Annotated in this window: 23 protein-coding genes; 16 read left to right on the forward strand and 7 right to left on the reverse strand. The window is 53.6% G+C overall.

From position 1 onward, the window contains the following. Positions 1–95 precede the first annotated feature (95 nt). The 4 genes from kduI (at position 96) to NBA72_RS04000 (ending at position 4,342) form a co-directional block, all read left to right on the forward strand. Positions 96–932, forward strand: a complete 837-nt coding sequence (gene kduI, locus NBA72_RS03985; RefSeq protein ID WP_000383270.1) for a 5-dehydro-4-deoxy-D-glucuronate isomerase — start codon at positions 96–98, stop codon at positions 930–932. 56 nt (positions 933–988) lie between these two features. Then, positions 989–1,750: a 2-dehydro-3-deoxy-D-gluconate 5-dehydrogenase KduD gene (kduD, locus tag NBA72_RS03990; protein ID WP_000602496.1), complete on the forward strand. Its 762-nt coding sequence runs from the start codon at positions 989–991 to the stop codon at positions 1,748–1,750. A gap of 353 nt (positions 1,751–2,103) precedes the next feature. After that, complete coding sequence (araE, locus tag NBA72_RS03995) at positions 2,104–3,522, forward strand: arabinose-proton symporter AraE (RefSeq protein ID WP_042948816.1); 1,419 nt, start codon at positions 2,104–2,106, stop codon at positions 3,520–3,522. Positions 3,523–3,634: 112 nt separating this feature from the next. Further along, positions 3,635–4,342: an aspartate/glutamate racemase gene (locus NBA72_RS04000; protein ID WP_000848629.1), complete on the forward strand. Its 708-nt coding sequence runs from the start codon at positions 3,635–3,637 to the stop codon at positions 4,340–4,342. Here NBA72_RS04000 and NBA72_RS04005 read toward each other — a convergent pair. Further along, positions 4,314–5,249, reverse strand: coding sequence for a LysR family transcriptional regulator (locus NBA72_RS04005; RefSeq protein WP_000741798.1), 936 nt, complete (start codon positions 5,247–5,249; stop codon positions 4,314–4,316). The genes NBA72_RS04000 and NBA72_RS04005 overlap by 29 nt on opposite strands. Positions 5,250–5,366: 117 nt before the next feature. Here NBA72_RS04005 and lysA point away from each other — a divergent pair, with 117 nt between their 5' ends. Then, positions 5,367–6,629 (forward strand): diaminopimelate decarboxylase, encoded by a 1,263-nt coding sequence (gene lysA, locus NBA72_RS04010; RefSeq protein WP_042948819.1) that lies wholly within the window; start codon positions 5,367–5,369, stop codon positions 6,627–6,629. Positions 6,630–6,638: 9 nt separating this feature from the next. Here the strand turns inward: lysA and NBA72_RS04015 are convergent, their stop codons facing one another. Beyond that, positions 6,639–7,661, reverse strand: a complete 1,023-nt coding sequence (locus NBA72_RS04015) for a LacI family DNA-binding transcriptional regulator (RefSeq protein WP_000968350.1) — start codon at positions 7,659–7,661, stop codon at positions 6,639–6,641. Between the two features lie 10 nt (positions 7,662–7,671). Further along, positions 7,672–8,700, reverse strand: coding sequence for an HTH-type transcriptional regulator GalR (gene galR / locus NBA72_RS04020; RefSeq protein ID WP_000201030.1), 1,029 nt, complete (start codon positions 8,698–8,700; stop codon positions 7,672–7,674). Between the two features lie 592 nt (positions 8,701–9,292). Here galR and aas point away from each other — a divergent pair. Then, complete coding sequence (gene aas / locus NBA72_RS04025; protein ID WP_042948824.1) at positions 9,293–11,452, forward strand: bifunctional acyl-ACP--phospholipid O-acyltransferase/long-chain-fatty-acid--ACP ligase; 2,160 nt, start codon at positions 9,293–9,295, stop codon at positions 11,450–11,452. Then, positions 11,445–12,647, forward strand: a complete 1,203-nt coding sequence (lplT, locus tag NBA72_RS04030; protein ID WP_000004686.1) for a lysophospholipid transporter LplT — start codon at positions 11,445–11,447, stop codon at positions 12,645–12,647. The genes aas and lplT overlap by 8 nt, the downstream gene beginning before the upstream one ends. An 86-nt stretch (positions 12,648–12,733) precedes the next feature. Here lplT and NBA72_RS04035 read toward each other — a convergent pair whose 3' ends face one another. From NBA72_RS04035 to mutH, 4 genes are all read right to left on the reverse strand, one after another. Beyond that, entirely contained in the window at positions 12,734–13,774 is a 1,041-nt protein-coding gene (locus NBA72_RS04035) for an NADP(H)-dependent aldo-keto reductase (RefSeq protein ID WP_272695786.1), read from the reverse strand. A gap of 190 nt (positions 13,775–13,964) precedes the next feature. After that, positions 13,965–14,183 (reverse strand): YgdI/YgdR family lipoprotein, encoded by a 219-nt coding sequence (locus tag NBA72_RS04040; RefSeq protein WP_000758662.1) that lies wholly within the window; start codon positions 14,181–14,183, stop codon positions 13,965–13,967. Positions 14,184–14,352: 169 nt separating this feature from the next. After that, a complete protein-coding gene (locus tag NBA72_RS04045) occupies positions 14,353–15,066 on the reverse strand; it encodes a TerC family protein (protein ID WP_000895635.1) in 714 nt (237 codons plus the stop codon). A 181-nt stretch (positions 15,067–15,247) separates the two neighbouring features. Next, the gene (gene mutH / locus NBA72_RS04050; protein ID WP_001274930.1) at positions 15,248–15,943 is read right to left on the reverse strand and encodes a DNA mismatch repair endonuclease MutH; all 696 of its coding nucleotides are present in this window, start codon (positions 15,941–15,943) and stop codon (positions 15,248–15,250) included. Positions 15,944–16,625: 682 nt separating this feature from the next. Here mutH and rppH point away from each other — a divergent pair. The 9 genes from rppH (at position 16,626) to recC (ending at position 26,612) form a co-directional block, all read left to right on the forward strand. Then, a complete protein-coding gene (gene rppH / locus NBA72_RS04055) occupies positions 16,626–17,156 on the forward strand; it encodes an RNA pyrophosphohydrolase (protein ID WP_042948829.1) in 531 nt (176 codons plus the stop codon). A 12-nt stretch (positions 17,157–17,168) separates the two neighbouring features. Then, on the forward strand, positions 17,169–19,415 hold the full coding sequence (ptsP, locus tag NBA72_RS04060; protein ID WP_042948830.1) for a phosphoenolpyruvate--protein phosphotransferase: 2,247 nt from the start codon (positions 17,169–17,171) through the stop codon (positions 19,413–19,415). Between the two features lie 215 nt (positions 19,416–19,630). Beyond that, positions 19,631–20,506 carry a prolipoprotein diacylglyceryl transferase gene (lgt, locus tag NBA72_RS04065; RefSeq protein WP_000204645.1) on the forward strand — a complete coding sequence of 292 codons (876 nt, stop codon included), beginning with the start codon at positions 19,631–19,633 and terminating at the stop codon, positions 20,504–20,506. Between the two features lie 6 nt (positions 20,507–20,512). Then, positions 20,513–21,307 (forward strand): thymidylate synthase, encoded by a 795-nt coding sequence (thyA, locus tag NBA72_RS04070; RefSeq protein WP_000816247.1) that lies wholly within the window; start codon positions 20,513–20,515, stop codon positions 21,305–21,307. Positions 21,308–21,491: 184 nt separating this feature from the next. Continuing rightward, on the forward strand, positions 21,492–21,962 hold the full coding sequence (locus tag NBA72_RS04075; protein WP_000744668.1) for a prepilin peptidase-dependent protein: 471 nt from the start codon (positions 21,492–21,494) through the stop codon (positions 21,960–21,962). Further along, positions 21,953–22,516, forward strand: a complete 564-nt coding sequence (locus NBA72_RS04080; protein WP_042948833.1) for a prepilin peptidase-dependent protein — start codon at positions 21,953–21,955, stop codon at positions 22,514–22,516. The genes NBA72_RS04075 and NBA72_RS04080 overlap by 10 nt, the downstream gene beginning before the upstream one ends. Further along, entirely contained in the window at positions 22,513–22,920 is a 408-nt protein-coding gene (locus NBA72_RS04085) for a DUF2509 family protein (RefSeq protein WP_042948835.1), read from the forward strand. Before NBA72_RS04080 ends, NBA72_RS04085 begins: the two co-directional genes overlap by 4 nt. Then, positions 22,905–23,225, forward strand: a complete 321-nt coding sequence (locus NBA72_RS04090) for a prepilin-type N-terminal cleavage/methylation domain-containing protein (protein ID WP_000019294.1) — start codon at positions 22,905–22,907, stop codon at positions 23,223–23,225. Before NBA72_RS04085 ends, NBA72_RS04090 begins: the two co-directional genes overlap by 16 nt. Before the next feature lie 15 nt (positions 23,226–23,240). Further along, the gene (gene recC, locus NBA72_RS04095; protein WP_042948836.1) at positions 23,241–26,612 is read left to right on the forward strand and encodes an exodeoxyribonuclease V subunit gamma; all 3,372 of its coding nucleotides are present in this window, start codon (positions 23,241–23,243) and stop codon (positions 26,610–26,612) included. Positions 26,613–26,683 lie beyond the last annotated feature (71 nt).

Raw genomic sequence — 26,683 nt, forward strand, 5'->3', positions numbered from 1 at the left:
AAAACCTTCATCCAGGCGACTATGATGCCGTTAAATAAATCAAAACAGTGTTTTGATTTTATGCCATTGCGATCGATTTATCATTGGAGGGAAAAGTGGACGTAAGGCAAAGCATCCATAGCGAGCACGCTAAAACGCTGGACACCCAGGCGCTGCGACGCGAGTTTTTAATAGAAAATATTTTTGTCGCTGATGAATATACGATGGTCTACAGCCATATCGACCGTATTATTGTCGGCGGCATTATGCCCGTCAGCCATCCCGTTGAAATCGGCGGAGAGGTGGGTAAACAGCTTGGCGTTTCCCGGTTACTGGACCGCCGCGAGCTGGGCGTCATTAATATTGGCGGCGCGGGCGCCATTATCGTTGACGGGCAGCGCCATGACATTGGTCATCGTGATGCTCTGTATATTGGTAAAGGGGCGAAAGAGCTGGTCTTCGTCAGCAATGAGGCGAGCAGACCGGCGAAGTTTTATTACAACTGCGCGCCAGCGCATACCGCTTATCCGACGAAAAAAGTGTCGCCTGCCGACGTTGCGCCCGTCACCTTAGGCGATAACCTCACCAGTAACCGTCGCACCATCAATAAATACTTCGTACCGGATGTACTGGAAACCTGTCAGCTCAGTATGGGACTCACCGAACTGGCGCCCGGCAATCTATGGAACACCATGCCATGCCATACCCATGAGCGCCGTATGGAAGTGTACCTCTATTTCAATATGGAAGAAGACAGTTGCGTTTTCCATATGATGGGGCAGCCTCAGGAAACCCGTCATATTGTGATGCGTAATGAACAGGCGGTTATTTCCCCAAGCTGGTCAATACATTCCGGCGTTGGCACCAAAGCCTATACGTTTATTTGGGGCATGGTGGGAGAAAATCAGGTCTTCGATGACATGGATCACGTTGCGGTACAAGATCTGCGCTAGTCGCGACCGGTGATAACGCCTGTGCGTGACAGGCATGACAAAAATAAGGATTAACAATGATTTTGAATGCATTTTCTCTTGAAGGTAAAGTCGCGGTTGTGACGGGGTGCGATACCGGATTGGGGCAGGGGATGGCGTTAGGGCTGGCGGAAGCGGGCTGTGACATTGTCGGTATTAACATTGTTGAACCGACGGAAACTATTGCGCGCGTCACCGCTCTGGGACGTCGTTTTTTAAGCCTGACAGCCGATCTGCGTCAAATCGATGGCATTCCGGCGCTACTGGAACGGGCGGTGACGGAATACGGTCATATTGATATTCTGGTGAATAACGCGGGTTTAATCCGTCGTGAAGATGCGATTGATTTCACGGAAAAAGACTGGGATGACGTCATGAACCTGAACATCAAGAGCGTGTTCTTTATGTCTCAGGCGGCGGCAAAACATTTTATTGCCCAGGGCAACGGCGGCAAAATTATTAATATCGCGTCTATGCTTTCCTTCCAGGGCGGCATTCGCGTTCCGTCTTATACCGCGTCGAAAAGCGGCGTAATGGGAATAACGCGTCTGATGGCGAACGAGTGGGCGAAACACAATATCAATGTAAACGCCATCGCGCCGGGCTATATGTCCACGAATAATACCCAGCAATTGCGCGCTGATGCACAACGTAGCGCCGAAATTCTCGACCGTATTCCGGCTGGACGTTGGGGGCTACCGGGCGATTTAATGGGCCCGGTAGTCTTCCTGGCATCCAGCGCCGCTGATTATATTAACGGCTATACCATAGCGGTAGATGGCGGTTGGCTGGCGCGTTAATCCGCTACTGACAAATGCGTTTCTGGGAAAGTCGACTCTTTGGCCGAAAAAACTGATAAAGCCCTGTCCTCGTACAGGGTTTTTTTATGATCTCATTAGCATAGTCCATATTGTGGGTTTAACTTAATCCATATATTGTTAAATAATAGCTATGATCAATGCTTTAACTTATTGAAATATTGATGGTTTGAAAAAATAGCCGGCAACGGCGTTAAATTTAAAAAGTGTAATATCCATCACATATCGCTATAGCGTAGCCATTTAATCCATATTTATGCCGTTTCCAGCCTGACACTTGAGGAAGAGTATCCCGTACTTTCAGGCTATGTCTTACTCTGTTGTGGCAGGAAAATATGGTCTCTATTAATCATGACTCTGCTTTAACGCCGCGTTCGCTTCGCGACACACGACGTATGAATATGTTTGTTTCGGTTTCTGCAGCGGTAGCGGGACTGTTATTTGGTCTGGATATCGGCGTTATCGCCGGGGCGCTGCCTTTTATTACCGACCATTTCGTACTGACCAGCCGGCTGCAGGAATGGGTCGTCAGCAGTATGATGCTTGGCGCGGCAATTGGCGCATTATTTAACGGCTGGCTTTCATTCCGGCTGGGGCGTAAGTATAGCCTGATGGCTGGCGCGATTTTGTTTGTGCTCGGCTCGCTGGGGTCGGCGTTTGCTTCCAGCGTGGAAGTATTGATTGGCGCCCGCGTGATACTGGGCGTAGCAGTAGGGATTGCCTCCTATACCGCGCCGCTTTATCTCTCTGAAATGGCAAGTGAAAATGTTCGCGGTAAAATGATCAGTATGTATCAACTGATGGTGACGTTAGGCATTGTGCTGGCTTTTTTATCCGATACGGCATTCAGCTACAGCGGCAACTGGCGCGCGATGTTGGGCGTACTGGCGCTGCCTGCGGTGTTGCTCATTATTCTGGTGGTATTCCTGCCGAATAGTCCGCGTTGGCTGGCGCAAAAAGGTCGCCATATTGAAGCGGAAGAGGTGCTGCGTATGCTGCGCGATACCTCGGAAAAAGCCCGTGATGAACTGAATGAGATTCGGGAAAGCCTCAAACTCAAGCAGGGCGGGTGGGCATTATTTAAAGCTAACCGCAATGTTCGCCGCGCCGTGTTCCTCGGTATGTTGCTACAGGCAATGCAGCAGTTCACCGGCATGAACATCATTATGTACTATGCGCCGCGCATTTTTAAAATGGCCGGCTTTACCACCACGGAACAGCAAATGATCGCCACGCTGGTGGTCGGACTGACCTTTATGTTCGCGACGTTTATCGCCGTCTTTACGGTCGATAAGGCCGGGCGTAAACCGGCGTTAAAAATCGGTTTCAGCGTAATGGCGTTAGGGACATTGGTGTTGGGCTACTGCCTGATGCAGTTTGATAACGGTACGGCATCAAGCGGTCTCTCCTGGCTTTCCGTTGGGATGACGATGATGTGTATCGCCGGTTACGCGATGAGCGCCGCTCCGGTGGTGTGGATACTGTGTTCGGAAATCCAGCCGCTGAAATGTCGTGATTTTGGCATTACCTGTTCAACCACGACAAACTGGGTATCGAACATGATCATCGGCGCGACATTCCTGACACTGTTGGACAGCATTGGCGCGGCAGGTACATTCTGGCTTTACACCGCGCTGAATATCGCTTTTATCGGCATCACCTTCTGGCTGATTCCGGAAACCAAAAATGTCACCCTGGAGCATATCGAACGCAAGCTAATGGCGGGCGAGAAGCTAAGAAATATTGGCATGTAATCCCCCCTCCCATGCCGGATAACGCCTGTTATCCGGCATGATGAAAAATAGACTGGAAACGGATGTGTAAGTTTGCTTCACTGCCATAATGCTTTACAAAAAGGAGAGCGCAGTGAAAACGATCGGACTGTTGGGTGGTATGAGCTGGGAATCGACTATCCCTTATTACCGTTTAATCAATGAAGGCATTAAACAGCAGCTGGGAGGCCTGCACTCGGCGAGCTTACTGCTGCATAGCGTAGATTTCCACGATATTGAAGTATGTCAACGCCGCGGCGAGTGGGATAAAGCGGGCGATATCCTGGCGCAGGCCGCGCAGGGGTTACAGCAGGCGGGCGCAGAAGGCATTGTGCTGTGTACCAACACCATGCATAAAATCGCGCACATTATTGAATCTCGTTGTTCTCTGCCTTTCCTACACATCGCGGATGCTACCGGGCGAGCCATCGCCCGTCAGGGGTTGCATCGCGTGGCGCTATTAGGGACCCGCTATACGATGGAGCAAGATTTTTATCGCGGGCGGCTGGAACAGCAATTTGCGATTGAGACCATCGTGCCGGAGGCGGACGATCGGGCGCGTATCAATCAGGTCATTTTTGACGAGCTCTGCCAAGGGACATTCACTGACGCGTCGCGCCACTATTATTTACAGGTTATCGAACAACTGGCTGCGCAAGGCGCGCAGGGCGTTATTTTTGGCTGCACTGAAATAGGTTTGCTTGTTCCCCAGACGCAAAGCGCGCTACCGGTTTTCGATACCACGGCAATTCATGCCGCAGATGCCGTGAGCTTTATGCTTTCGTCATCGGCCCCAGAATAACCTCCAGCGGTTCGACCAGGCGCGAAAGATGCGTTTGTAAATGCTTACTGAAGGCGTCAACCAGCGCGGAGGCGGGGCGGTGTAGCGGGCGAATCAGGCTGACGGTAAAGGGCACGTCAATGCTGAAGCGGCGAACGGTGACGCCGCTGGCGGCATAGTCCAGCGCGGTCAGCGGGTTAACGATCGAAACGCCCGCCCCGGCGCGCACCATCGCGCAGACGGAGGCCGCGCTATGCGTTTCCACCACCATTCTGCGCTTCACCTGATGTTCGGCAAATAACGTATCCAACAACTGTCGATAGCTGTCCAGGCGGGAGAGGCTGATAAAGTTTTCCCCCTGAAAATCGTCTGGCGTCAGTACCGTTTTGGCGGCAAGCGGATGGTCGCAGGGCAGTACGCACACTTCATTTAGCGTTAGTAACTCGGTACGGGTTGTTCCTGCCGGGGCATGAAGCGTCTCCGTCAGCCCTAAATCGTGGCGCTGAGCGGAGAGCCACTCTTCCAGCAACGGCGACTCCTGCGGCACAATATTCAGGCTGACATCCGGATAACGCGCCAGAAAAGGCGGTAGTAGCGGCGGCAAAAAGGATTGTGAAAAGACCGGCAGGCAGGCGATAGAGAGTTCGCCCTGACGGAACTCGCGCAGACTTTCCGCCGCGCTGACGATGCGATCCAACCCATACCAGGAGCGTTGTACCTCTTCGAATAGGCGTAGCCCTTGCACCGTTGGATGTAAGCGCCCGCGTGTGCGCTCAAACAGCGTTAATCCCAGTACTTTCTCAAAACGCGCCAGCTCGCGACTGACGGTAGGCTGCGAGGTATGCAGCAGCCGCGCCGCTTCGGTGAGATTTCCGGCGGTCATTACGGCGTGAAAAATTTCAATGTGACGTAAATTAACGGCAGCCATACGTTTCCCTGAATCATTTATCCCATATCATTTTTGCATAGACTGACAATAAAACGATATTTTTTATTCTTTCTAAGGTATGGCGTAATCGTTAAAAAGCCTGTTCCGGAGTTTGTTATGTCATTGCCGCATTATCACGCTGAAACTGACCTTAACGCTGAAAATTTGCTCAGATTGCCTGCTGAATTCGGCTGTCCGGTCTGGGTCTATGACGCGCACATTATTCGCCGTCAGATAGCCGCCCTGCAGCAGTTTGACGTCGTGCGTTTTGCGCAAAAAGCCTGTTCGAACATTCATATCCTGCGCTTAATGCGCGCGCAGGGTGTCAAGGTGGATTCTGTTTCATTGGGAGAGATCGAACGTGCGCTGGCGGCGGGCTACGATCCGCAAACGTGCCCTGATGATATCGTTTTTACCGCCGATGTGATTGACGCCGCCACGCTGGCGCGCGTCAGCGAACTGCATATTCCGGTCAATGCCGGCTCGGTAGATATGCTGACGCAGCTTGGTCAGGTTTCGCCTGGGCATCGCGTCTGGTTGCGCGTGAATCCTGGCTTTGGTCACGGCCACAGCCAGAAAACCAACACCGGGGGCGAAAACAGCAAACACGGCATCTGGCATAGCGATCTTCCGGCGGCGCTGGCGGTAATGCAGAAATACCGACTGAAACTTGTCGGTATCCATATGCACATTGGTTCCGGCGTCGATTACGGCCATCTGGAGCAGGTTTGCGGCGCGATGGTACGCCAGGTGCTGGAATGTGGTCAGGATGTGGAGGCGATTTCGGCAGGCGGCGGACTCTCGATACCTTATCGTGAGGGAGAAGAGCCCGTTGATACGCGCCATTACTATGGCCTGTGGAACGCGGCGCGCGAGCAAATCGCCCGCCATCTGGGACATGCGGTCAAACTTGAGATCGAACCCGGACGTTATCTGGTGGCGCAATCGGGCGTGCTGGTAACGCAGGTGCGTAGCGTAAAACAGATGGGAAGCCGCCATTTCGTGCTGGTAGATGCGGGTTTTAACGATCTGATGCGCCCGGCGATGTACGGTAGCTATCACCGTATTTCGGCGCTGGCGGCGGATGGTCGCGCGCTTGAAAATGGCCCGTGGGTCGAGACGGTGGTCGCCGGGCCGCTATGCGAATCAGGCGATGTTTTTACGCAGCAGGAAGGGGGAATGGTTGAAACACGCGCCTTACCTGCGGTCATCCCCGGCGATTACCTCGTATTGCACGATACCGGCGCGTACGGTGCGTCTATGTCATCGAATTACAACAGCCGCCCGCTCCTGCCGGAAGTACTGTTTGACAATGGACAGGCGCGGCTGATCCGCCGTCGTCAGACCATTGAGGAGCTGTTAGCGCTGGAGATGTTCTGAAGCGCATCATTAGGCCGGACGTTGAAAAAACGGGCCCGCGGCGACGGACTCGCGCAGAATCAGCGTGCCGGTAAAGGGTGGGATCGGGGCGACCGGCTCGCTGTTCGCCAGACGAACGGCCTGATCGATCGCGGTGGCTATCATATCCTCGATGGGTAAATAGACTGTTGAAAGCCCCGGTTCAAGCCAGGTTGCGCCCGGCGCATCGTCAAAACCAAACAGCGACACATCCTGCGGGATGCGTAATCCGGCCTGGCGCAGCGCTTTTGCCGCGCCCAGCGCCGTGTCATCATTACAGGCGAATAGCGCGCTAAACGTGACGCCTTCCTCCAGTAATTCCCGGCAGGCGTCATAGCCGCGCGTCAGCGTGTAATCGCCGTATTTCACTTTTGCCGGTTGCCAGGGGATGCCATATTTTTCCAGCGCCTTGCGATAACCCGCTACGCGTGATGTGCCGGTGGGAGTATGAACAGGCAGCGTAATACAGGCGATATCGCGATGGCCCTGCGTAATCAGATATTCCACCGCCTGGAATGCCGCCGTCTCCTGCTCGAAGAAAATAGCGCGATCGCGGGCTTGAGTGACGTTGCGATTAATAATCACCAGCGGCATTTCCGTGGCGTCAATCAACGACAAAATCGCTGGCTCATCCATATAGCGAGTGTAAAGAATAATAGCGTCGCACTGTCTGTCGGCCAACATTTGTACGGCTTTCTGCTCTCGTTCCGGCGTATCGTGACCATCGGTGACGATCAACTGCTTGTTATGAGACTCCGCCTGGCGCGACGCCCGGCGCAACAAACTGCCGAAATAGAAGCCGTCAAACGTAGAGACGACCAGACCGATGCTGTTGCTGGTGCGATTCGCCAGCGAGCGTGCCAGCAGGTTGGGGCGATAGTCCAGAGCCTGCATCGCCGTAAACACTTTCTGGCGCGTGCTTTCTTTTACCTGCCCCGTCCCATTCAGCACTCGTGAGACGGTGGCCTTTGATACGCCCGCATGGCGGGAAACATCCAGCATTGTCGCCATCATGCTACCCTGATTAATCGGTTGTCGACAGGTGTCCGGTATCCGTCGGCGTGGATACCGAATGTCGGCGTACCAGTGTCGGACTAAATACATGAGTTACTTCCGGCGTAGGGCATTTCCCTGCCAGCGCTAACGCCAGCTCCGCCGCCTGTGTCGCCATGGTGACAATCGGATACCGAATGGTGGTCAGTCGGGGACGCACATAGCGTGAGACCAGTACATCATCAAAACCGATGAGCGATACTTCGCCCGGCACCCCCACGCCATTATCATTTAATACGCCCATCGCGCCGGCCGCCATCGAGTCGTTATAGCAGGCCACCGCGGTAAAATTTCTGCCGCGGCCTAATAACTCAGTCATCGCCTGCTCGCCGCCGCTTTCATCCGGTTCGCCGAACGTCACCAGCCGATCGTTAGCCGGGATATGGCTTTCCGCCAGCGCATCGTAATAGCCCCTCAGGCGATCTTCGGCATCAGAGATGGTGTGGTTGGAACAGATATACCCAATACGCGTATGACCTTGCTGGATCAGATGTCGGGTCGCCAGCCATGCCCCGTAACGGTCATCCAGCGCGACACAGCGGTGTTCTAACCCCGGTAAAATGCGGTTAATCAGCACCATGCCGGGGATTTGCTTCATTAATGAGGCCAGGTCCGCATCCGGAATCATTTTGGCGTGCACCACTAACGCTGCGCAACGATGACGTATCAACTGTTCAATAGCCTGACGCTCTTTTTGTTCGTTATGATACCCGTTGCCAATCAGTAAAAAATTGCCGGTGTGATACGCCACCTGTTCAACGGCTTTCACCATCGCGCCGAAAAAAGGATCGGAAACGTCGCCGACCACCAGACCGAGGGTTTCCGTTGCCTGTTGTGCCAGCGCGCGCGCGTTGGCGTTAGGGTGATAGCTCAGTGACTCCATTGCGCTGGTCACCGCCAGCCGGGACGCTTCGCTGGCTTTTGGCGAATCGTTAATAACGCGAGAAACGGTGGCGACTGAAACACCGGCCAGTCGGGCTACATCTTTTATGGTCGCCATGATAATACCTATAGTGGGTAAACGCTTACATTACGCCAGTTTTACGGAAAATGAACCTCTGTTCAAGCCTCTTGCCCCGCCGTGTCGGGCAAATGTGACCTGCACGGGAGAAATGCGTCTGTAAAGTGACAATACAAATCTTTCGTTACAGTTTGCGAAGCGCTGTTGCGATTGTCTGCTGGCAGGCCAGCGAGTCAGGTTGATAGAGTGGTGATCCCAGAGGTATTGATAGGTGGAATCAACGTCATTGTTGATCACACGAATTACACCAACCTGCGTAGAGATGCGCAGGTTTTTTTTTGTTTCGCCTGAACCTGTAACAGTAACGGATAATTTACACAACTCGTTGCATTTCCGTTTATTCCTTTGCGTTTTCGGACTGGCGATGCAGACGCGCGAAGCCCACAATCAAGATCCCAGAGGTATTGATTGGTGAGATTATTCGGTACGCTCTTCGTACCTGTCTCTTGCACCAACCTGCGCGGATGCGCAGGTTTTTTTTCGAACCTATTTTGCTATCGCTCCTGTTACGCAACTCGTGTAATCTGCCACAATTCATGTTTTAGCGAATTGTCGGCCAAAGGGAGTTGAAATGCTGTTTGGATTTTTCCGTAACCTGTTTCGCGTGCTTTATCGTGTGCGCGTCACTGGCGATGTCCGGGCGCTACAGGGGAACCGGGTCTTAATTACCCCCAATCACGTTTCATTTATCGATGGTATGCTACTGGCGCTGTTTTTGCCGGTACGGCCTGTCTTTGCGGTATATACCTCCATCAGCCAGCAATGGTATATGCGCTGGTTAACGCCGCTGATCGATTTTGTGCCGCTCGATCCCACTAAACCCATGTCCATTAAACACCTGGTGCGTCTGGTGGAGCAGGGGCGCCCAGTGGTGATTTTCCCGGAAGGGCGGATTTCCGTGACCGGTTCGCTGATGAAAATTTATGACGGCGCAGGCTTTGTGGCGGCAAAATCGGGCGCAACCGTCATTCCGCTCCGCATTGACGGCGCGGAGCTTACCCCTTTCAGCCGCCTGAAAGGTCTGGTTAAACGGCGCTTATTCCCCCGCATTCAGCTTCATATTTTACCGCCGACGCAAATACCGATGCCGGAAGCGCCGCGCGCGCGCGACAGACGTAAGATAGCGGGTGAGATGCTGCACCAGATCATGATGGAAGCGCGTATGGCGGTGCGCCCGCGCGAGACGTTATACGAATCGTTGCTGGCGGCGCAATATCGTTACGGCGCGGGTAAAAACTGTATTGAGGACATTAACTTTACGCCGGATACGTATCGTAAGTTACTGACCAAGACGCTTTTTGTTGGCCGGATTCTGGAAAAGTACAGCGTTGAGGGCGAGAGAATCGGTTTAATGCTGCCGAATGCCGCCATCAGCGCGGCGGTGATTTTCGGCGCGGTTTCTCGTCGCCGCATTCCGGCCATGATGAACTATACGGCGGGGGTAAAAGGGCTGACCAGCGCGATTACTGCGGCGGAAATTAAAACGATTTTTACCTCCCGCCAGTTCCTCGATAAAGGTAAATTGTGGCACCTGCCGGAGCAGCTAACGCAGGTTCGCTGGGTTTACCTGGAAGATTTAAAAGCGGACGTCACACCCGCCGACAAGCTGTGGATTTTTGCCCACCTCCTGGCGCCGCGACTGGCGCAGGTAAAACAGCAGCCGGAAGACGCGGCGATTATTCTTTTTACTTCCGGCTCGGAAGGGCACCCGAAAGGGGTGGTGCACAGCCATAAAAGCATTCTGGCGAACGTCGAGCAGATAAAAACGATTGCGGATTTCACCGCCAATGACCGTTTTATGTCGGCGCTGCCGCTCTTTCACTCGTTCGGTTTGACGGTGGGCCTGTTTACGCCGTTGTTGACCGGCGCGGAAGTGTTTCTTTATCCAAGTCCGCTGCACTACCGCATTGTGCCGGAACTGGTCTATGACCGTAACTGTACCGTGTTGTTTGGTACGTCAACCTTCCTCGGCAACTATGCGCGCTTTGCCAATCCGTATGATTTTTATCGCCTGCGCTATGTGGTGGCCGGTGCGGAAAAACTTCAGGAGAGCACCAAACAACTGTGGCAGGATAAATTCGGTCTGCGCATTCTTGAGGGCTACGGGGTAACGGAATGCGCGCCAGTAGTCTCGATTAACGTGCCGATGGCGGCTAAGCCTGGCACTGTTGGCCGCATTCTGCCTGGCATGGACGCGCGTCTGCTGGCGGTGCCCGGTATTGAAAACGGCGGTCGGCTACAGCTGAAAGGGCCGAATATCATGAATGGCTATCTGCGCGTGGAAAAACCGGGCGTGCTGGAGGTGCCGTCGGCGGAAAACGCCAGAGGCGAAACTGAGCGCGGCTGGTACGACACGGGCGATATTGTACGCTTCGATGAAAATGGTTTTGTGCAGATTCAGGGGCGCGCGAAACGCTTTGCGAAAATTGCTGGCGAAATGGTCTCGCTGGAGATGGTCGAGCAACTGGCGCTTGGCGTTTCGGCGGACAAAATGCACGCTACCGCCATTAAAAGCGATGCCAGCAAAGGTGAAGCGCTGGTATTGTTTACGACTGACAGCGAACTCACCCGAGAAAAATTACAGCACTATGCCCGTGAACACGGTATTCCGGAACTTGCCGTCCCGCGTGATATCCGTTATCTGAAACAGCTTCCCTTGCTTGGCAGCGGGAAACCCGATTTTGTGACGCTGAAAAGTTGGGTGGATGCGCCGGAACAACATCATGAGTGAGTCAGTACGTACTAACACCTCCATCTGGTCGAAAGGGATGCTGTCGGTGATTGTCGCGCAGTTTCTCTCGGCTTTTGGCGATAATGCGCTGCTGTTTGCGACGCTGGCACTGCTGAAAGCTCAGTTTTATCCGGACTGGAGCCAGCCTGTTTTGCAAATGGTGTTTGTGGGCGCTTACATTCTTTTTGCGCCGTTTGTCGGCCAGATAGCGGACAGCTTTGCCAAAGGCCGGGTGATGATGGTCGCCAATGGTCTTAAACTGGCGGGAGCGGCAGGTATCTGCCTCGGCGTGAATCCTTTTGTCGGTTATACGTTGGTCGGGATTGGCGCGGCGGCTTATTCTCCGGCGAAATACGGTATTCTGGGCGAACTGACGACGGGCGATAAGCTGGTGAAAGCCAATGGCCTGATGGAAGCCTCTACGATTGCGGCGATTTTGCTCGGTTCCGTCGCGGGCGGCGTATTGGCCGACTGGCATGTCATCGCTGCGCTGGTTGCCTGCGCGTTGGCCTACGCTGGCGCAGTGGCGGCGAACCTGTTTATCCCGAAGCTTGTGGCGGCGCGTCCAGGACAATCCTGGCGGTTGTCGGCGATGACGCGTAGCTTCTTCAGCGCTTGCGTTGTCCTTTGGCGTAACGGTGAAACGCGTTTTTCGCTGGTGGGGACCGGGCTATTCTGGGGCGCAGGCGTGACGCTGCGTTTTCTGCTGGTGCTGTGGGTGCCGGTGGCGCTGGGGATTACGGATAACGCCACGCCGACTTACCTGAACGCCATGGTGGCGGTAGGCATTGTGGTCGGCGCGGGCGCGGCGGCAAAACTGGTGACGCTGGAGACCGTATCGCGCTGTATGCCCGCCGGGATTTTGATTGGCGTTGTGGTTGCGATCTTCTCATTACAGCACGCATTGCTGCCTGCTTATGCCTTGTTGCTGTTGATAGGTATGCTGGGCGGCTTTTTTGTGGTGCCGCTCAACGCTTTGCTCCAGGAGCGCGGTAAGAAGAGCGTTGGCGCCGGGAATGCCATTGCCGTACAAAATCTGGGCGAGAATAGCGCCATGCTATTAATGCTGGGACTGTACTCGCTGGCGGTGCTGGTTGGCGTTCCGGCAGTGGCGATAGGTATCGGCTTTGGCGTGCTGTTCGCGCTGGCGATCGCGGCGCTGTGGATCTGGCAGCGCCGGCAGGCATCATACTGAGTGAATATGCCGGGCGGCGAGCGCGCGTTATCCGGCTTACATTGTCTCTGTAAGCCCGGAAGCGTAGCGCCACCGGGCACTGACTATCACGGCGCCGGGTAGGTATAAACCTGATGCGCCGCCTCAATCTCCGCCAGGACCTCTTCGCTTAACGTCAGATGCAGACTTTCCACATTCGTCTTGAGCTGCGCCATCGTGGTTGCGCCCAGTAACGTACTGGCGACAAACGGCTGGCGGCGAACAAAGGCCAGCGCCATCTGCGCCGGATCAAGATTGTGACGCTTCGCGATATCGACGTAGGCGGCAACGGCTTTTTGCGCCTGTTCGCCGCTGTAACGTGTGAAGCGGCTGAACAAGGTATTCCGCGCGCCTGCGGGTTTGGCCCCGTTCAGGTATTTACCGGTTAATGTGCCAAACGCCAGACAGGAGTAGGCGAGCAATTCAACACCTTCATACTGGCTGACTTCCGCCAGTCCGACCTCGTAGCTGCGGTTTAACAGGCTATAGGGGTTCTGGATCGTGACAATATGCGGCAGGTCATGTTTTTCCGCCAGGTGCAGATAGCGCATAACGCCAAACGCTGTCTCATTTGAAACGCCAATATAACGAATCTTACCCGCTCGCTGAAACTCACTTAGCGCGTCTAACGTCTCCAGCAGACTTACTACTGGCGTGGAGTCCGTCCAGTTATAGCCGAGTTTACCGAAGCAGTTAGTGGGGCGCTGCGGCCAGTGCACCTGATACAAATCCAGATAGTCGGTCTGCAACCGGGTCAAACTGTCGTGTAGCGCTTCGCGAATATTTTTACGATCCAGCGCCTGATGAGGCCGGATGCCTTGATCATTATTACGTGCCGGTCCGCTAACTTTGCTGGCGATGATCAGTTTTTCACGGTTGCCGCGTTTGGCGAGCCAGTTACCGATATAGGACTCCGTCAGCCCTTGTGTTTCCGGGCGCGGCGGTACCGGATACATCTCGGCGGCATCGATAAGGTTAATGCCATTTGCGATGGCATAGTCGAGCTGTGCGTGAGCGTCGGCTTCGCTGTTTTGTTCACCAAATGTCATTGTGCCCAGCCCTAGCGTACTTACTTCGAGCGAGCTGTGGGGTATACGGTGATAGTGCATAGCCGTTTCCTTTTTATTATGAAGTCAGAAATTCCCGACAAAGGACAATAAAAATGGCAGAGGGAAGGCAAAAGGGAAAGTAAAATTGCAGGCTGCGCGGCGTAATTGTTACCGGGCGTGGTCGCCACGCACCGTTACGGGACGCAGCCTGAAGGCTTGCAGAACGCTGACCTCGATCACAGGCCACCGCTTAACGTTCGATGATTTGAGACACTTCGTCACGGTTGATTTGCATCTCGTTTCCCTGTGCATCGGTATAGCTGACCAGACCGGTATCATCGTCAACTTGTGGTTTTCCATCGGTCAGGATCATACGACCATCTTTCGTCGCCATTACATAATCGCTGCTGCATCCGGATACCGCAAAAGCCAACCCTACTGCGGAAATTACAACTGCCCACTTTTTCATCCGTTTGTCCTCACATAGCCTGCATCTGATAATAGTCTGTTAATCATATGTCTGATAATAGTCTAGTAATAACGCGCAGCTCTGCATGTCGGAAGCAGCAAAATCTTAATCTGTGAGAAGAAAGGAAATAAAGTGAGTATTCGCTCCCCGGCGGGGGAGCGAGACAGGATTACAGCGGATTCTTTTTATTACGCAACAGGTTCAGGCTCTCTACTGCGATAGAGAAGAACATGGCGAAATAGATATACCCTTTCGGAACGTGAACGTCGAAACTTTCCAGAATCAGGGTAAAGCCAACCAGGATCAGAAAGGAGAGCGCCAGCATTTTTACCGACGGATGACGATCGACAAACTCGCCGATGGGCCGTGCCGCAAACATCATGACGCCCACGGCAATAACGACTGCCGCCATCATAATAAACAGATGATCGGAGAGGCCAACCGCTGTGATAACTGAATCAAGGCTGAAAATAATATCCAGCAGCATAATCTGTACTATTGCGCCCAGGAAAGAAGAAACCCGGGTTTTTAACCCTTCTTCTTCGCCTTCGATGGACTCATGGATCTCCTTGCTGGCTTTCCAGATTAAAAATAACCCGCCCAGTAACAGAATGAGATCGCGGGCGGAAATCGCTTCGCCGAAAAGCTCAAACAGCGGATTAGTCAGCCGAGTGACCCAGGCGATTGACGCCAGCAGCGCCAGGCGCATAACCATCGCCGCCGCCAACCCAAGCCGCCGTGCGTGGTTTCGTTGCGCCGTAGGAAGTTTTGCTACCACCAGAGAAAGAAAAATAATGTTGTCGATCCCAAGTACAATCTCCAGCAGCGTCAGCGTACCGAGCGCCAGCCAGGCATTAGGATCGGTTATCCATGCAAATAACATCGAACAAAGTCCTGCCAAAAAAAGAAGCGGTAATTATAGGCCCGTCGAGTGACGGGCGAAAGCCCAAGCTGAATTTGCGCAACCAGGAACGGTGTAAAATAGCGGCGACAATACGCTTACGTTTATCCGGCGTCGGCCCGATGCGTAGCCATAGCGGAGGCGCATTTGCGTGTAATGGACGTTACGGATTCTGCAATAAAAAATGGCGAGCCAGCAGCGCCTGCGTAAAATTTTTTTTCAGATAAAATCCACGCGGTAGCGTCAAAATAGGTTCCCCGCGCGCGCCGATAGCCTCGGTGAGCGCCCTGGCATTGGCGGCTTTGGGTCGTAGTTGCAAGACTTCGCCATGACGGGCGGTAATGCGTTCCACCTGGCCCAGCACTATCATGTCCATCAGCTCTTCCCAGTCGAGGCGTAGCTGCCTGTCCTCTTCTTCACTCGGACTCCAGAGTAGCGGCGAACCTACGCGGCGTTCGGCTAACGGTATGCTGCGATCGCCTTCGACCGGCACCCATAGCACGCGCTTCAATTTATGCCGTACGTGACTTGTCTCCCAGGTCACGCCGCTGTTACCGGTTAACGGCGCCACGCAAACAAAGGTTGTTTCCAGAGGACGACCCAGACTATCCACCGGGATGGTTTTCAGTTCTACGCCTAACGCGGCGAAATCCTGCTCCGGCTTGCTCCCGGCGCTGGCGCCGAGCCAGATCTCCAGCAAGACACCGATCCAGCCTTTGTCTCGCTTCAAATCTTTAGGCGTGGTAATGCCGGCCATCGCCGCCAGCTCGCCTAACGTATAGCCGGAAAGCTGCCGCGCCTGGGCTAACAGCAATGCTTCCGAAGCAGGCGGAGTCAGTAGCGGACAAAGAGCGGACATGACAATTACCTTAGGTCAAAAAATGAGCAGTGATTTTATACCGTATGGGCAGAGTTTATCTTTTTCTGTGTCTTATATTCAATAGACTGATTTTTATTGCCTTTTTTGTGTTGTTTCTTCGTGTTGCGCAACGCTGAAGCGGGTTTTCCAATTCTGGTCACTGACAATAAACAGGATCTTACACTATGTTATCCACAGAAAGTTGGGATAACTGTGTAAAACCACTACTACTGTTTCCATTTACAGCCTTGACGTGCGACGAAAATCGAAAATTCAGACAAATAGTGCGTAAGTTATTGGCACAATCTGTGGATAAAACCGACGCTGGTTGATCTTTCATCAGCATAAGGATCTTAGATGTGATGCTAGTCACGCTTTATGAAGGTGGCATGTAAGATTTGTCTATAACACAATGAATATAAGGCACTATTTTTACTGTTTTCAGTATGAGGAATTCAGACTGTTCTGGGTTTTCCCGTGGTAATTCCATACTTCTTCACAACTATATCCACAGAAAAGGTGAATAAAATGGCGCAAGGGCGTCATCATCTGTTTATAACTCGGCTATTTACTGTGAGTTATTCAATTGTTATTAGGCTGTGTCACTATTACAGAGTGGTTTACCGCCTCACTGGAGTATGAAACAATCGTTCATATATAAGGTTTATGTTGAGGTAGTCCGGTGATTGATGACGATGGCTACCGCCCAAATGTAGGTATCGTAATTTGTAATCGTCATGGGCAGGTGATGTGGGCCCGGCGATTTGGTCAGCACTCCTGGCAGTTCCCGCAGGGCGGGATAAATCCAGGGGAGTCGGCAGAACAGGCGATGTACCGGGAACTGTTTGAAGAAGTTGGGTTAAGCCGTAAAGATGTGCGGATCCTTGCTTCTACTCGCAACTGGTTGCGTTACAAGTTACCAAAACGTTTGGTGCGTTGGGACACAAAGCCGGTATGTATCGGCCAGAAACAAAAGTGGTTTCTTTTGCAGTTAATGAGCGCCGACGCCGAAATCAATATGCAAACCAGCAGTACGCCGGAGTTTGACGGCTGGCGCTGGGTAAGTTACTGGTATCCGGTTCGACAAGTGGTGTCATTTAAACGCGATGTCTACCGCAGGGTAATGAAAGAGTTTGCAAGTGTTGTCATGGCGCTTCAGGATAATCCCCCTAAGCTACAAAGCGCGCCTGCTTATCGACGTAAAAGAGGTTAAGCCACGCAAATTATGCTCACTCGCCTGCGCGAAATAGTCGAAAAAGTGGCCAGTGCGCCGCGTCTGAACGAGGCGCTGAATATTCTGGTCACGGATATCTGTCTTGCGATGGATACTGAGGTTTGCTCGGTTTACCTGGCCGATCATGACCGACGCTGTTATTACCTGATGGCGACGCGGGGGTTGAAAAAACCGCGTGGTCGAACCGTTGCGCTTGCGTTTGATGAGGGGATCGTCGGTCTGGTGGGCAGACTGGCGGAACCCATTAACCTTGCCGATGCGCAAAAACATCCCAGCTTTAAATACATTCCTTCGGTAAAAGAGGAGCGTTTTCGCGCGTTTCTCGGCGTGCCGATCATTCAGCGTCGCCAACTTCTCGGCGTGCTGGTCGTACAGCAGCGCGAATTGCGCCAGTACGATGAAAGCGAAGAGTCTTTCCTCGTCACGCTCGCTACGCAGATGGCGGCTATCCTGTCACAGTCGCAGGTCACAGCGCTGTTCGGGCAATACCGGCAGACGCGAATCCGCGCGCTTCCTGCGGCGCCGGGCGTGGCTATCGCAACGGGCTGGCAAGACGCGACCATGCCGCTGATGGAACAGGTTTACGAAGCGTCTACGCTGGATACCTCTCTTGAACGCGAACGATTGACCGGCGCGCTGGAAGAGGCGGCGAACGAGTTCCGACGATACAGCAAACGCTTTGCCGCCGGCGCGCAAAAAGAGACGGCGGCCATTTTCGATCTGTACTCACACCTGCTTTCAGACGCCAGACTGCGTCGCGAACTCTTCGCCGAGGTCGACAAAGGCGCTGTTGCGGAGTGGGCCGTTAAAAAAATCATCGAAAAATTTGCCGAGCAATTTGCGGCGCTAACCGATAACTACCTCAAAGAACGTGCGGGAGACTTACGCACGCTGGGGCAGCGGCTGTTATTCCACCTTGATGATTCAGTTCAGGGGCCAAACGCCTGGCCGGAACGTTTTATTCTGGTCGCGGATGAGCTGTCGGCGACCACCCTGGCGGAGCTGCCGCAGGACAGGCTGGCGGGCGTTGTGGTGCGCGACGGCGCGGCAAACTCGCATGCGGCGATTATGGTGCGCGCGCTCGGTATCCCGACCGTCATGGGCGCGGATATCCAACCTTCGGTGCTACATCGCCGTACGTTGGTGGTGGATGGCTATCGCGGTGAATTACTGGTCGATCCTGAACCCGTGCTTATTCAGGAATATCAGCGGCTCATTAGTGAAGAGATAGAACTCAGTCGTCTGGCGGAGGACGACGTCAATCTTCCCGCCCAACTGAAAAGCGGCGAGCGAGTCAAAGTGATGCTGAATGCCGGGCTCAGTCCCGAGCATGAGGAAAAGTTAGGCAGTCGGATCGACGGTATCGGCCTGTACCGTACTGAAATTCCCTTTATGCTGCAAAGCGGGTTTCCCTCGGAAGAAGAGCAGGTGGCGCAGTATCAAGGGATGCTGCAAATGTTTAACGATAAACCGGTGACGCTGCGGACCCTGGATGTGGGAGCGGATAAGCAACTGCCCTATATGCCGATCAGCGAGGAGAACCCGTGTCTGGGCTGGCGCGGGATCCGTATTACGCTGGATCAGCCGGAGATCTTTTTGATCCAGGTCCGCGCGATGCTGCGCGCCAATGCGGCGACTGGCAACCTCAGCATTTTGCTGCCGATGGTCACCAGTATTGATGAAGTCGATGAAGCGCGGCGTCTGATCGAACGCGCCGGGCGCGAGGTCGAGGAGATGATCGGCTATGCGATCCCGAAACCGCGTATCGGCATTATGCTGGAAGTGCCGTCAATGGTATTTATGCTGCCGCATCTGACTAACCGGATCGACTTTATCTCGGTCGGCACCAACGATTTAACGCAATATATCCTGGCGGTAGATCGCAACAATACCCGCGTGGCCAGTATTTACGACAGTCTGCATCCGGCTATGCTGCGCGCACTGAGCATGATTGCGCAGGAAGCCGAAAAAAATGGCCTCGATCTTCGCTTGTGCGGCGAGATGGCGGGCGATCCGATGTGCGTGGCGATTCTTATCGGTCTGGGATATCGCCATCTTTCGATGAATGGCCGTTCGGTAGCGCGTGTGAAATATCTGCTGCGGCATATCGATTTTGAAGACGCGCAAACCCTTGCCAGACGCAGCCTTGAGGCGCAGATGGCGACCGAGGTGCGTCATCAGGTGGCGGCGTTTATGGAGCGCCGCGGGATGGGGGGATTGATTCGCGGAGGGTTGTAACGACTGGAGCGGGAAAAGAGAGTGACTGTGGATTCACGGCGCAGACAACACGCCTGCAAGATGAAAGACAATGCGTATACATATCTTTTAACGGTAATCGGCATCTCGCTTTTAACCCTTGTGCTATTATTCGCACCTTTGGAGCGTCTGCAACGCGCAGGCGCGCTTATCAATCGCTATCTCTTCAGCGAAATAACAAGAAATTGTGGTGACAGATGACCAGTAGCTATCTGCATTTTCCGGACTTTGATCCGGTCATTTTCTCAATTGGGCCCGTCGCGCTTCACTGGTATGGCTTGATGTATCTGGTGGGGTTCGTTTTCGCGATGTGGTTGGCGGTGCGTCGCGCTAACCGTCCGGGAAGCGGTTGGACCAAAAACGAAGTTGAAAATTTACTCTATGCAGGTTTCCTGGGGGTCTTCCTGGGGGGACGTATTGGCTATGTCCTGTTTTATAACTTCCCTCTGTTTCTGGATAACCCGCTCTATTTATTCCGCGTCTGGGACGGCGGCATGTCCTTCCACGGCGGGCTTATTGGCGTGATACTGGTGATGATTATCTTCGCCAGGCGCACGAAGCGCTCGTTCTTTCAGGTGTCTGATTTTATTGCGCCGTTAATTCCGTTCGGCCTGGGCGCCGGGCGTCTGGGCAACTTTATCAACGGTGAATTGTGGGGGCGCGTCGATCCTGACTTCCGGTTTGCCATGCTCTTTCCTGGCTCACGCGCGGAAGATATTGCGCTGCTGCCGTCACATCCGCAATGGCAGCCTATTTTTGATACCTACGGCGTATTGCCGCGCCACCCTTCCCAGTTGTATGAACTGGCATTAGAAGGCGTGGTGCTGTTTATCATCCTTAATCTCTTTATTCGCAAACCGCGTCCGATGGGCGCAGTCTCCGGATTATTCCTGATTGGCTATGGCGCGTTTCGTATCATTGTTGAATTCTTCCGCCAGCCGGACGCGCAATTTACCGGCGCGTGGGTACAGTACATCAGCATGGGGCAGATTCTCTCTATCCCGATGATTATCGCAGGCGCGATCATGATGGTTTGGGCATATCGCCGCCGCCCGCAGCAACACGTTTCCTGAGGAACCATGAAACAGTATTTAGAACTGATGCAAAAAGTGCTGGATGAAGGCACACAGAAAAACGACCGTACCGGCACCGGCACGCTTTCCATTTTTGGCCATCAGATGCGTTTTAACCTGCAGGAAGGCTTTCCTCTGGTGACGACAAAGCGCTGCCATTTACGTTCAATTATTCACGAACTGCTATGGTTTTTGCAGGGCGATACCAACATCGCTTACCTGCACGAAAATAATGTCACCATCTGGGACGAATGGGCCGATGAGAACGGCGATTTAGGCCCGGTTTATGGTAAGCAGTGGCGTGCATGGCCAACACCGGATGGCCGCCATATCGATCAGATCGCCACGGTCTTAAGCCAGCTTAAAAACGACCCGGACTCTCGTCGTATTATCGTTTCTGCGTGGAACGTCGGCGAGCTGGATAAGATGGCGCTGGCGCCGTGTCACGCCTTTTTCCAGTTTTATGTCGCAGATGGAAAACTCTCCTGTCAGCTTTATCAACGCTCCTGCGATGTGTTCCTCGGTCTGCCGTTCAACATTGCCAGCTACGCGTTACTGGTGCATATGATGGCGCAACAGTGCGACCTGGACGTCGGCGATTTTGTCTGGACCGGCGGCGACACGCACCTGTACAGCAACCATATGGAGCAGACGCACCTGCAATTAAGCCGTGAACCGCGCGCGCTGCCGAAGTTGGTCATTAAGCGTAAACCCGATTCGCTTTTTGACTACCGGTTCGATGATTTCGAAATTGAAGGCTATGATCCGCACCCCGGTATTAAAGCGCCGGTCGCTATCTAAGCGCTGACGATCCTGCCATAACCGACGTCATTGCGCGTCGGTTTTTTTTACCCTTCGTCTCAATCTTCGGCGCGGATTCCTGAAATTTTGCAACGCGCTGCAAGACATGAACTTTTTTCCGTAACGCGCCGAACAATCTGTATTTGGCGCTCGTTATTTTTCTTCCGCCCGCCATACTGCCGACATGAAAAAACAACAGGGCTATACGCTCATTGAAACGGTGGTCGCGATGTCGCTCATTATCATTCTCAGCGCCACAGGACTTTATGGCTGGCAACGCTGGCAGCAGCAACAGCGCCTGTGGCAAACCGCATGTCAGGTGCGGGATTACCTGCTGCAACTTCGTGAGGACGCTCACTGGCATAACCGCGATCACATTCTTCGCGTGGTCAGCGAAGGCGGTTCATGGTGCTTTGTCAGCTCTGTTGCTACGCAAACATCGTGTACGCCATCTTCCCCCTTTGTGTTTACGCCCGACTGGCGTGATGTCGTCCTTGCCGATATCACGCCGTCGTTAGCCTTCTTTGGCCTGCGCAATACGGCATGGGCAGGGCACATCGTACTGAAAAACGCTGCCGGAGAGTGGCGTCTGGTCGTCTCCTCCTGGGGGCGAATCAGGCTATGCGAGCGTAACGAGGCCGCCACGTGTCAATAACCACGCGGGGGTTCTCGCTACTGGAAGTTGTGCTGGCGATGGCGATAGGTTCCATTTTACTGCTTGGGTCGGCACGATTTTTACCGGCGCTACAGCGTGAGATCTGGCACAACACGCGACAGTTATCGCTGGAAGATGAAATCTGGCAGCGAGCCTATACCGTAGCGAAGCATCTTCAACGTGCGGGTTACTGTCATGGCCACTGCATTGGCGAAGGGTTACATCTTGCCGAACAGGGGCAATGCGTCATCGTTCAGTGGGACGGGAATAATAACGGGGTCTGGGATACCATACCGGCGAAAGAGGCCGACCAGACCGGGTTCCGTATGAAGGATAACGTTCTGGAGACATTACGCGGAGCAACATCTTGCCAGGGGAAGGGATGGGAAAAAATGACCGATCCCAATACGGTACTCATCACGGCGTTTACCGTTGAGCGCCGGGATATAACGGGATTCTCGCCAGTGCTCATGCTGCATCTGCGCGGTGCCAGCAAAGCCGAGCCTCAGACGGTTATTGACGCGCAATACAGCGTAACGGGATTTAATCTGTGAATCGGGAACGTGGCGCTTCTTCGCTAATACTGGCGCTTTTAATACTGATTCTGGGTAGTCTGCTACTGCAAGGCGTAAATCAGCAGCAGGCCAGCTATGCCGCCCGCGTAACGACGCAGAGCATGGCGATACAACGCCAGGCGCTCGTACAGTCGGCGCTGGAATGGGGGCGGGGGCAGCTATGGTCAGGCGTAACCGAAATGGAATGTCGGCGCTATTCCCCTTCAGGAGCGAGGGTCTGTTTGCGGAGATTATCGGGGGATGAGGTGGTGATGGCGGCGCAAGATGACAGCATGACGTTATGGCGTTTGGGCAACGTCATTCAGGGAAGCATTGTCTTTTCTCCCCACGGCTGGAGCGATTTTTGTCCGTTAAAAGAGGTGGCGTTATGTCGCATCCCCTGAATTTACAACGCGGGTTTAGCCTCCCGGAAGTTTTAGTGGCGATGGTTCTAATGGTAATGATCGTCACCGCGCTGTCAGGCTATCAGCGGGTATTAATGCACAGTTTTGCATTACGACACCAGTATCTTCAGATCTGGCGGCAGGCGTGGCAGCAAACGGCGCTGTATCCATTTTCGCCTGCTGAAGGCTGGAAGGCCAACCGGATGCAGACAACGCAATCGGGATGTGTCAGCATCAGCGTCACGATGGTTTCACCCTCTGGCAGGCAGGGGCAGATGACGCGCTTGCATTGTCCAAATCGTTAATCGTCAGGAGTAATTATGTTAAGGGTCTACCACTCCAATCGTCTGGATGTGCTGGAAGCGTTGATGGAATTCATCGTCGAACGCGAGCGGCTGGATGATCCCTTTGAACCAGAAATGATTCTGGTACAAAGCACGGGTATGGCGCAGTGGCTGCAGATGACCCTTTCACAAAAGTTTGGTATTGCGGCGAATATCGCTTTTCCGTTACCGGCGAGTTTTATCTGGGAGATGTTTGTCCGCGTGTTGCCGGATATCCCCAAAGAAAGCGCTTTCAGCAAACAAAGCATGAGCTGGAAACTGATGACCTTGCTGCCGCAGTTGCTGGATAAGGATGAGTTTGTACTGCTGCGCCATTATCTGACCGACGACACCGATAAACGCAAACTCTTTCAGCTTTCCGCGCGCGCTGCCGACCTGTTCGATCAGTATCTGGTTTATCGGCCTGACTGGCTTACGCAGTGGGAAGCGGGAAAAACCGTGGAAGGTCTGGGGGAGGCGCAAAACTGGCAGGCGCCGCTGTGGAAAGCATTGGTGGAATATACCGCCGCGCTGGGGCAGCCACGCTGGCATCGCGCCAATCTCTACCAACGCTTTATTCAAACGCTGGAGAGCGCGACCGCCTGCCCGCCAGGGTTGCCGTCCCGCGTTTTTATTTGCGGCATTTCCGCGTTACCGCCAGTGTATCTCAGAGCATTGCAGGCGCTGGGTAAACATATTGAAATCCATCTCCTTTTTACTAATCCGTGTCGGTATTACTGGGGGGATATTAAAGACCCAGCCTGGCTGGCAAAACTCATGGCTCGCCAGCGTCGTCACAGTTTTGAAGACCGTCATTTACCGCTGTTCCGTGAAAATCAGAATCCGGAAGCCTTATTTAACAGCGACGGTGAACAGGATATCGGTAATCCGCTACTGGCCTCATGGGGAAAACTGGGGCGGGATTATATCTACCTGCTATCTGAACTGGAAAACAGCCAGGAGCTGGATGCGTTTGTTGATATTACGCCAGATAATCTTTTGCATCGGATTCAGGCGGATATCCTTGAACTGGAAAGCCATGCGGTGGCGGGCGTAAATCTTGAGGAGTATTCGCGCAGCGACAATAAGCGTCTGCTCGATCCTGAGGATAACAGCCTCTCTTTTCACGTTTGTCACAGCCCGCAGCGCGAGGTGGAAATACTGCACGATCGCCTGCTGGCGATGCTGGAAGCCGATCCGACACTAACGCCGCGCGACATTATCGTTATGGTGGCTGATATTGACAGCTATAGCCCGTTTATCCAGGCGGTATTTGGTAGCGCGCCAACGGAGCGCTATCTGCCTTATGCCATTTCCGATCGGCGGGCGCGTCAGTCACATCCGGTGTTACAGGCATTTATCAGCCTACTTTCGTTACCGGACAGCCGCTTTGTCTCCGAGGATGTTCTGGCGTTGTTAGACGTACCGGTATTGGCTGCCCGCTTTACGATCAACGAAGAAGGGTTGCGTTATTTGCGCTTGTGGGTCAATGAGTCAGGCATTCGCTGGGGAATTGACGATGACAACGTACGAGAGCTGGAACTTCCTGCCACGGGGCAGCATACGTGGCAATTTGGCCTGACGCGTATGCTGCTGGGGTATGCGATGGAAAGCGCCCAGGGCGAGTGGCAGTCGGTTCTGCCTTATGACGAATCCAGCGGTCTGATTGCTGAGCTGGTCGGGCATCTGGCTTCGCTGCTGATGCAGCTTAATATCTGGCGGCGCGGTCTGGCGCAGGAGCGACCGCTGGAAGAGTGGTTGCCCGTTTGTCGCGACATGCTCAATGATTTCTTCCTGCCCGATGCGGACACGGAAGCGGCAATGACATTGATTGAACAGCAGTGGCAGGCCATTATCGCCGAAGGTGTCGCGGCGGAATATGGCGATGCGGTACCGATTTCGCTACTGCGGGATGAACTGGCGCAGCGTCTGGATCAGGAACGTATTAGCCAGCGCTTCCTGGCGGGCCCCATCAATATTTGTACGCTGATGCCGATGCGTTCCATTCCGTTCAGAGTCGTTTGCCTGCTGGGAATGAACGACGGCGTATACCCGCGCCAGCTTGCGCCGTTGGGCTTTGACCTGATGAGCCAAAAACCCATGCGCGGGGATCGTAGCCGTCGCGACGATGACCGCTACCTGTTTCTGGAAGCGTTAATCTCGGCGCAGCAGACGCTGTATATCAGCTACATCGGTCGCTCCATCCAGGATAATAGCGAACGCTTTCCCTCTGTACTGGTGCAAGAGTTAGTGGATTACATCGGGCAAAGCCACTATTTGCCGGGCGACGAAACGCTGACCTGTGATGAGAGCGAAGCACGAATCAAAGCGCATATTACGCGTCTGCATACCCGTATGCCTTTTGATGCGCAAAATTACCAACCCGGCGAACAGCAAAGTTATGCCAGAGAGTGGTTGCCTGCGGCGAGTCAGTCGGGGAAAGCGCATTCTGACTTTGTGCAGCCGCTTCCTTTTACGATGCCGGAAACATTGACTCTGGAAAGTCTGCAGCGTTTTTGGGCCCATCCGGTACGCGCATTTTTTCAGATGCGGCTTCAGGTTAATTTCCGCTCGGAAGAGAGTGAGATTCCTGATGCGGAACCGTTTGAATTAGAGGGATTGACGCGATATCAACTTAACCAACAGTTGCTCAATACGCTGGTTGAAGAGGACGACGCCGAACGCTTGTTCCGCCGTTTCCGGGCTGCGGGAGAGTTGCCTTACGGCGCGTTTGGCGAAATATTCTGGGATGCGCAATGTCAGGAGATGCAGCAACTGGCAAGCCGGGTCATCGCCTGTCGTAAGCCGAGCCAAAGCCTGGAAGTGGATCTGCTTTGCAATGGCGTTCAGCTAACCGGCTGGCTACCGCAGGTACAGGAGGATGGATTATTGCGCTGGCGTCCCGCTTTAATCAGCGTGGCGCAAGGTGTGCAACTTTGGCTGGAACACCTTGTCTATTGTGCCAGCGGCGGGAGTGGCGAAAGTCGCCTGTTTTTGCGCAAAGAGGGAGAGTGGCGATTTCCGCCACTTGATAAAGCGCAGGCAATGGCTTACCTGGCGCAACTGATTGAAGGCTACCGGGAAGGCATGTCTTCTCCGCTATTGGTACTGCCGGAAAGCGGCGGCGCATGGATAAAAGCCTGTTATGACGCTGAAAATGATGTCATGTTAGACGACGATGATACCTTACAGAAGGCCAGGACAAAGTTTTTACAGGCTTATGAAGGCAACATGATGGTGAGCGGCGAAGGCGAAGATATCTGGTATCAACGTCTTTGGCGTCAGCTGGAATCTGAAACGTTGCAGGCTATCATTGCGCAGTCCCGACATTACCTGTTACCGCTGTTTCGTTTTAATCAGTCTCGTTGATTGTATGAAAATCGCGTAATTAAAAGGCTTCGACTATGATGCGCTCTTCGTCACGGACTGATTACTGATAA

Source organism: Salmonella sp. NW1250, from assembly GCF_051812965.1.
GTDB lineage: Bacteria > Pseudomonadota > Gammaproteobacteria > Enterobacterales > Enterobacteriaceae > Salmonella > Salmonella enterica.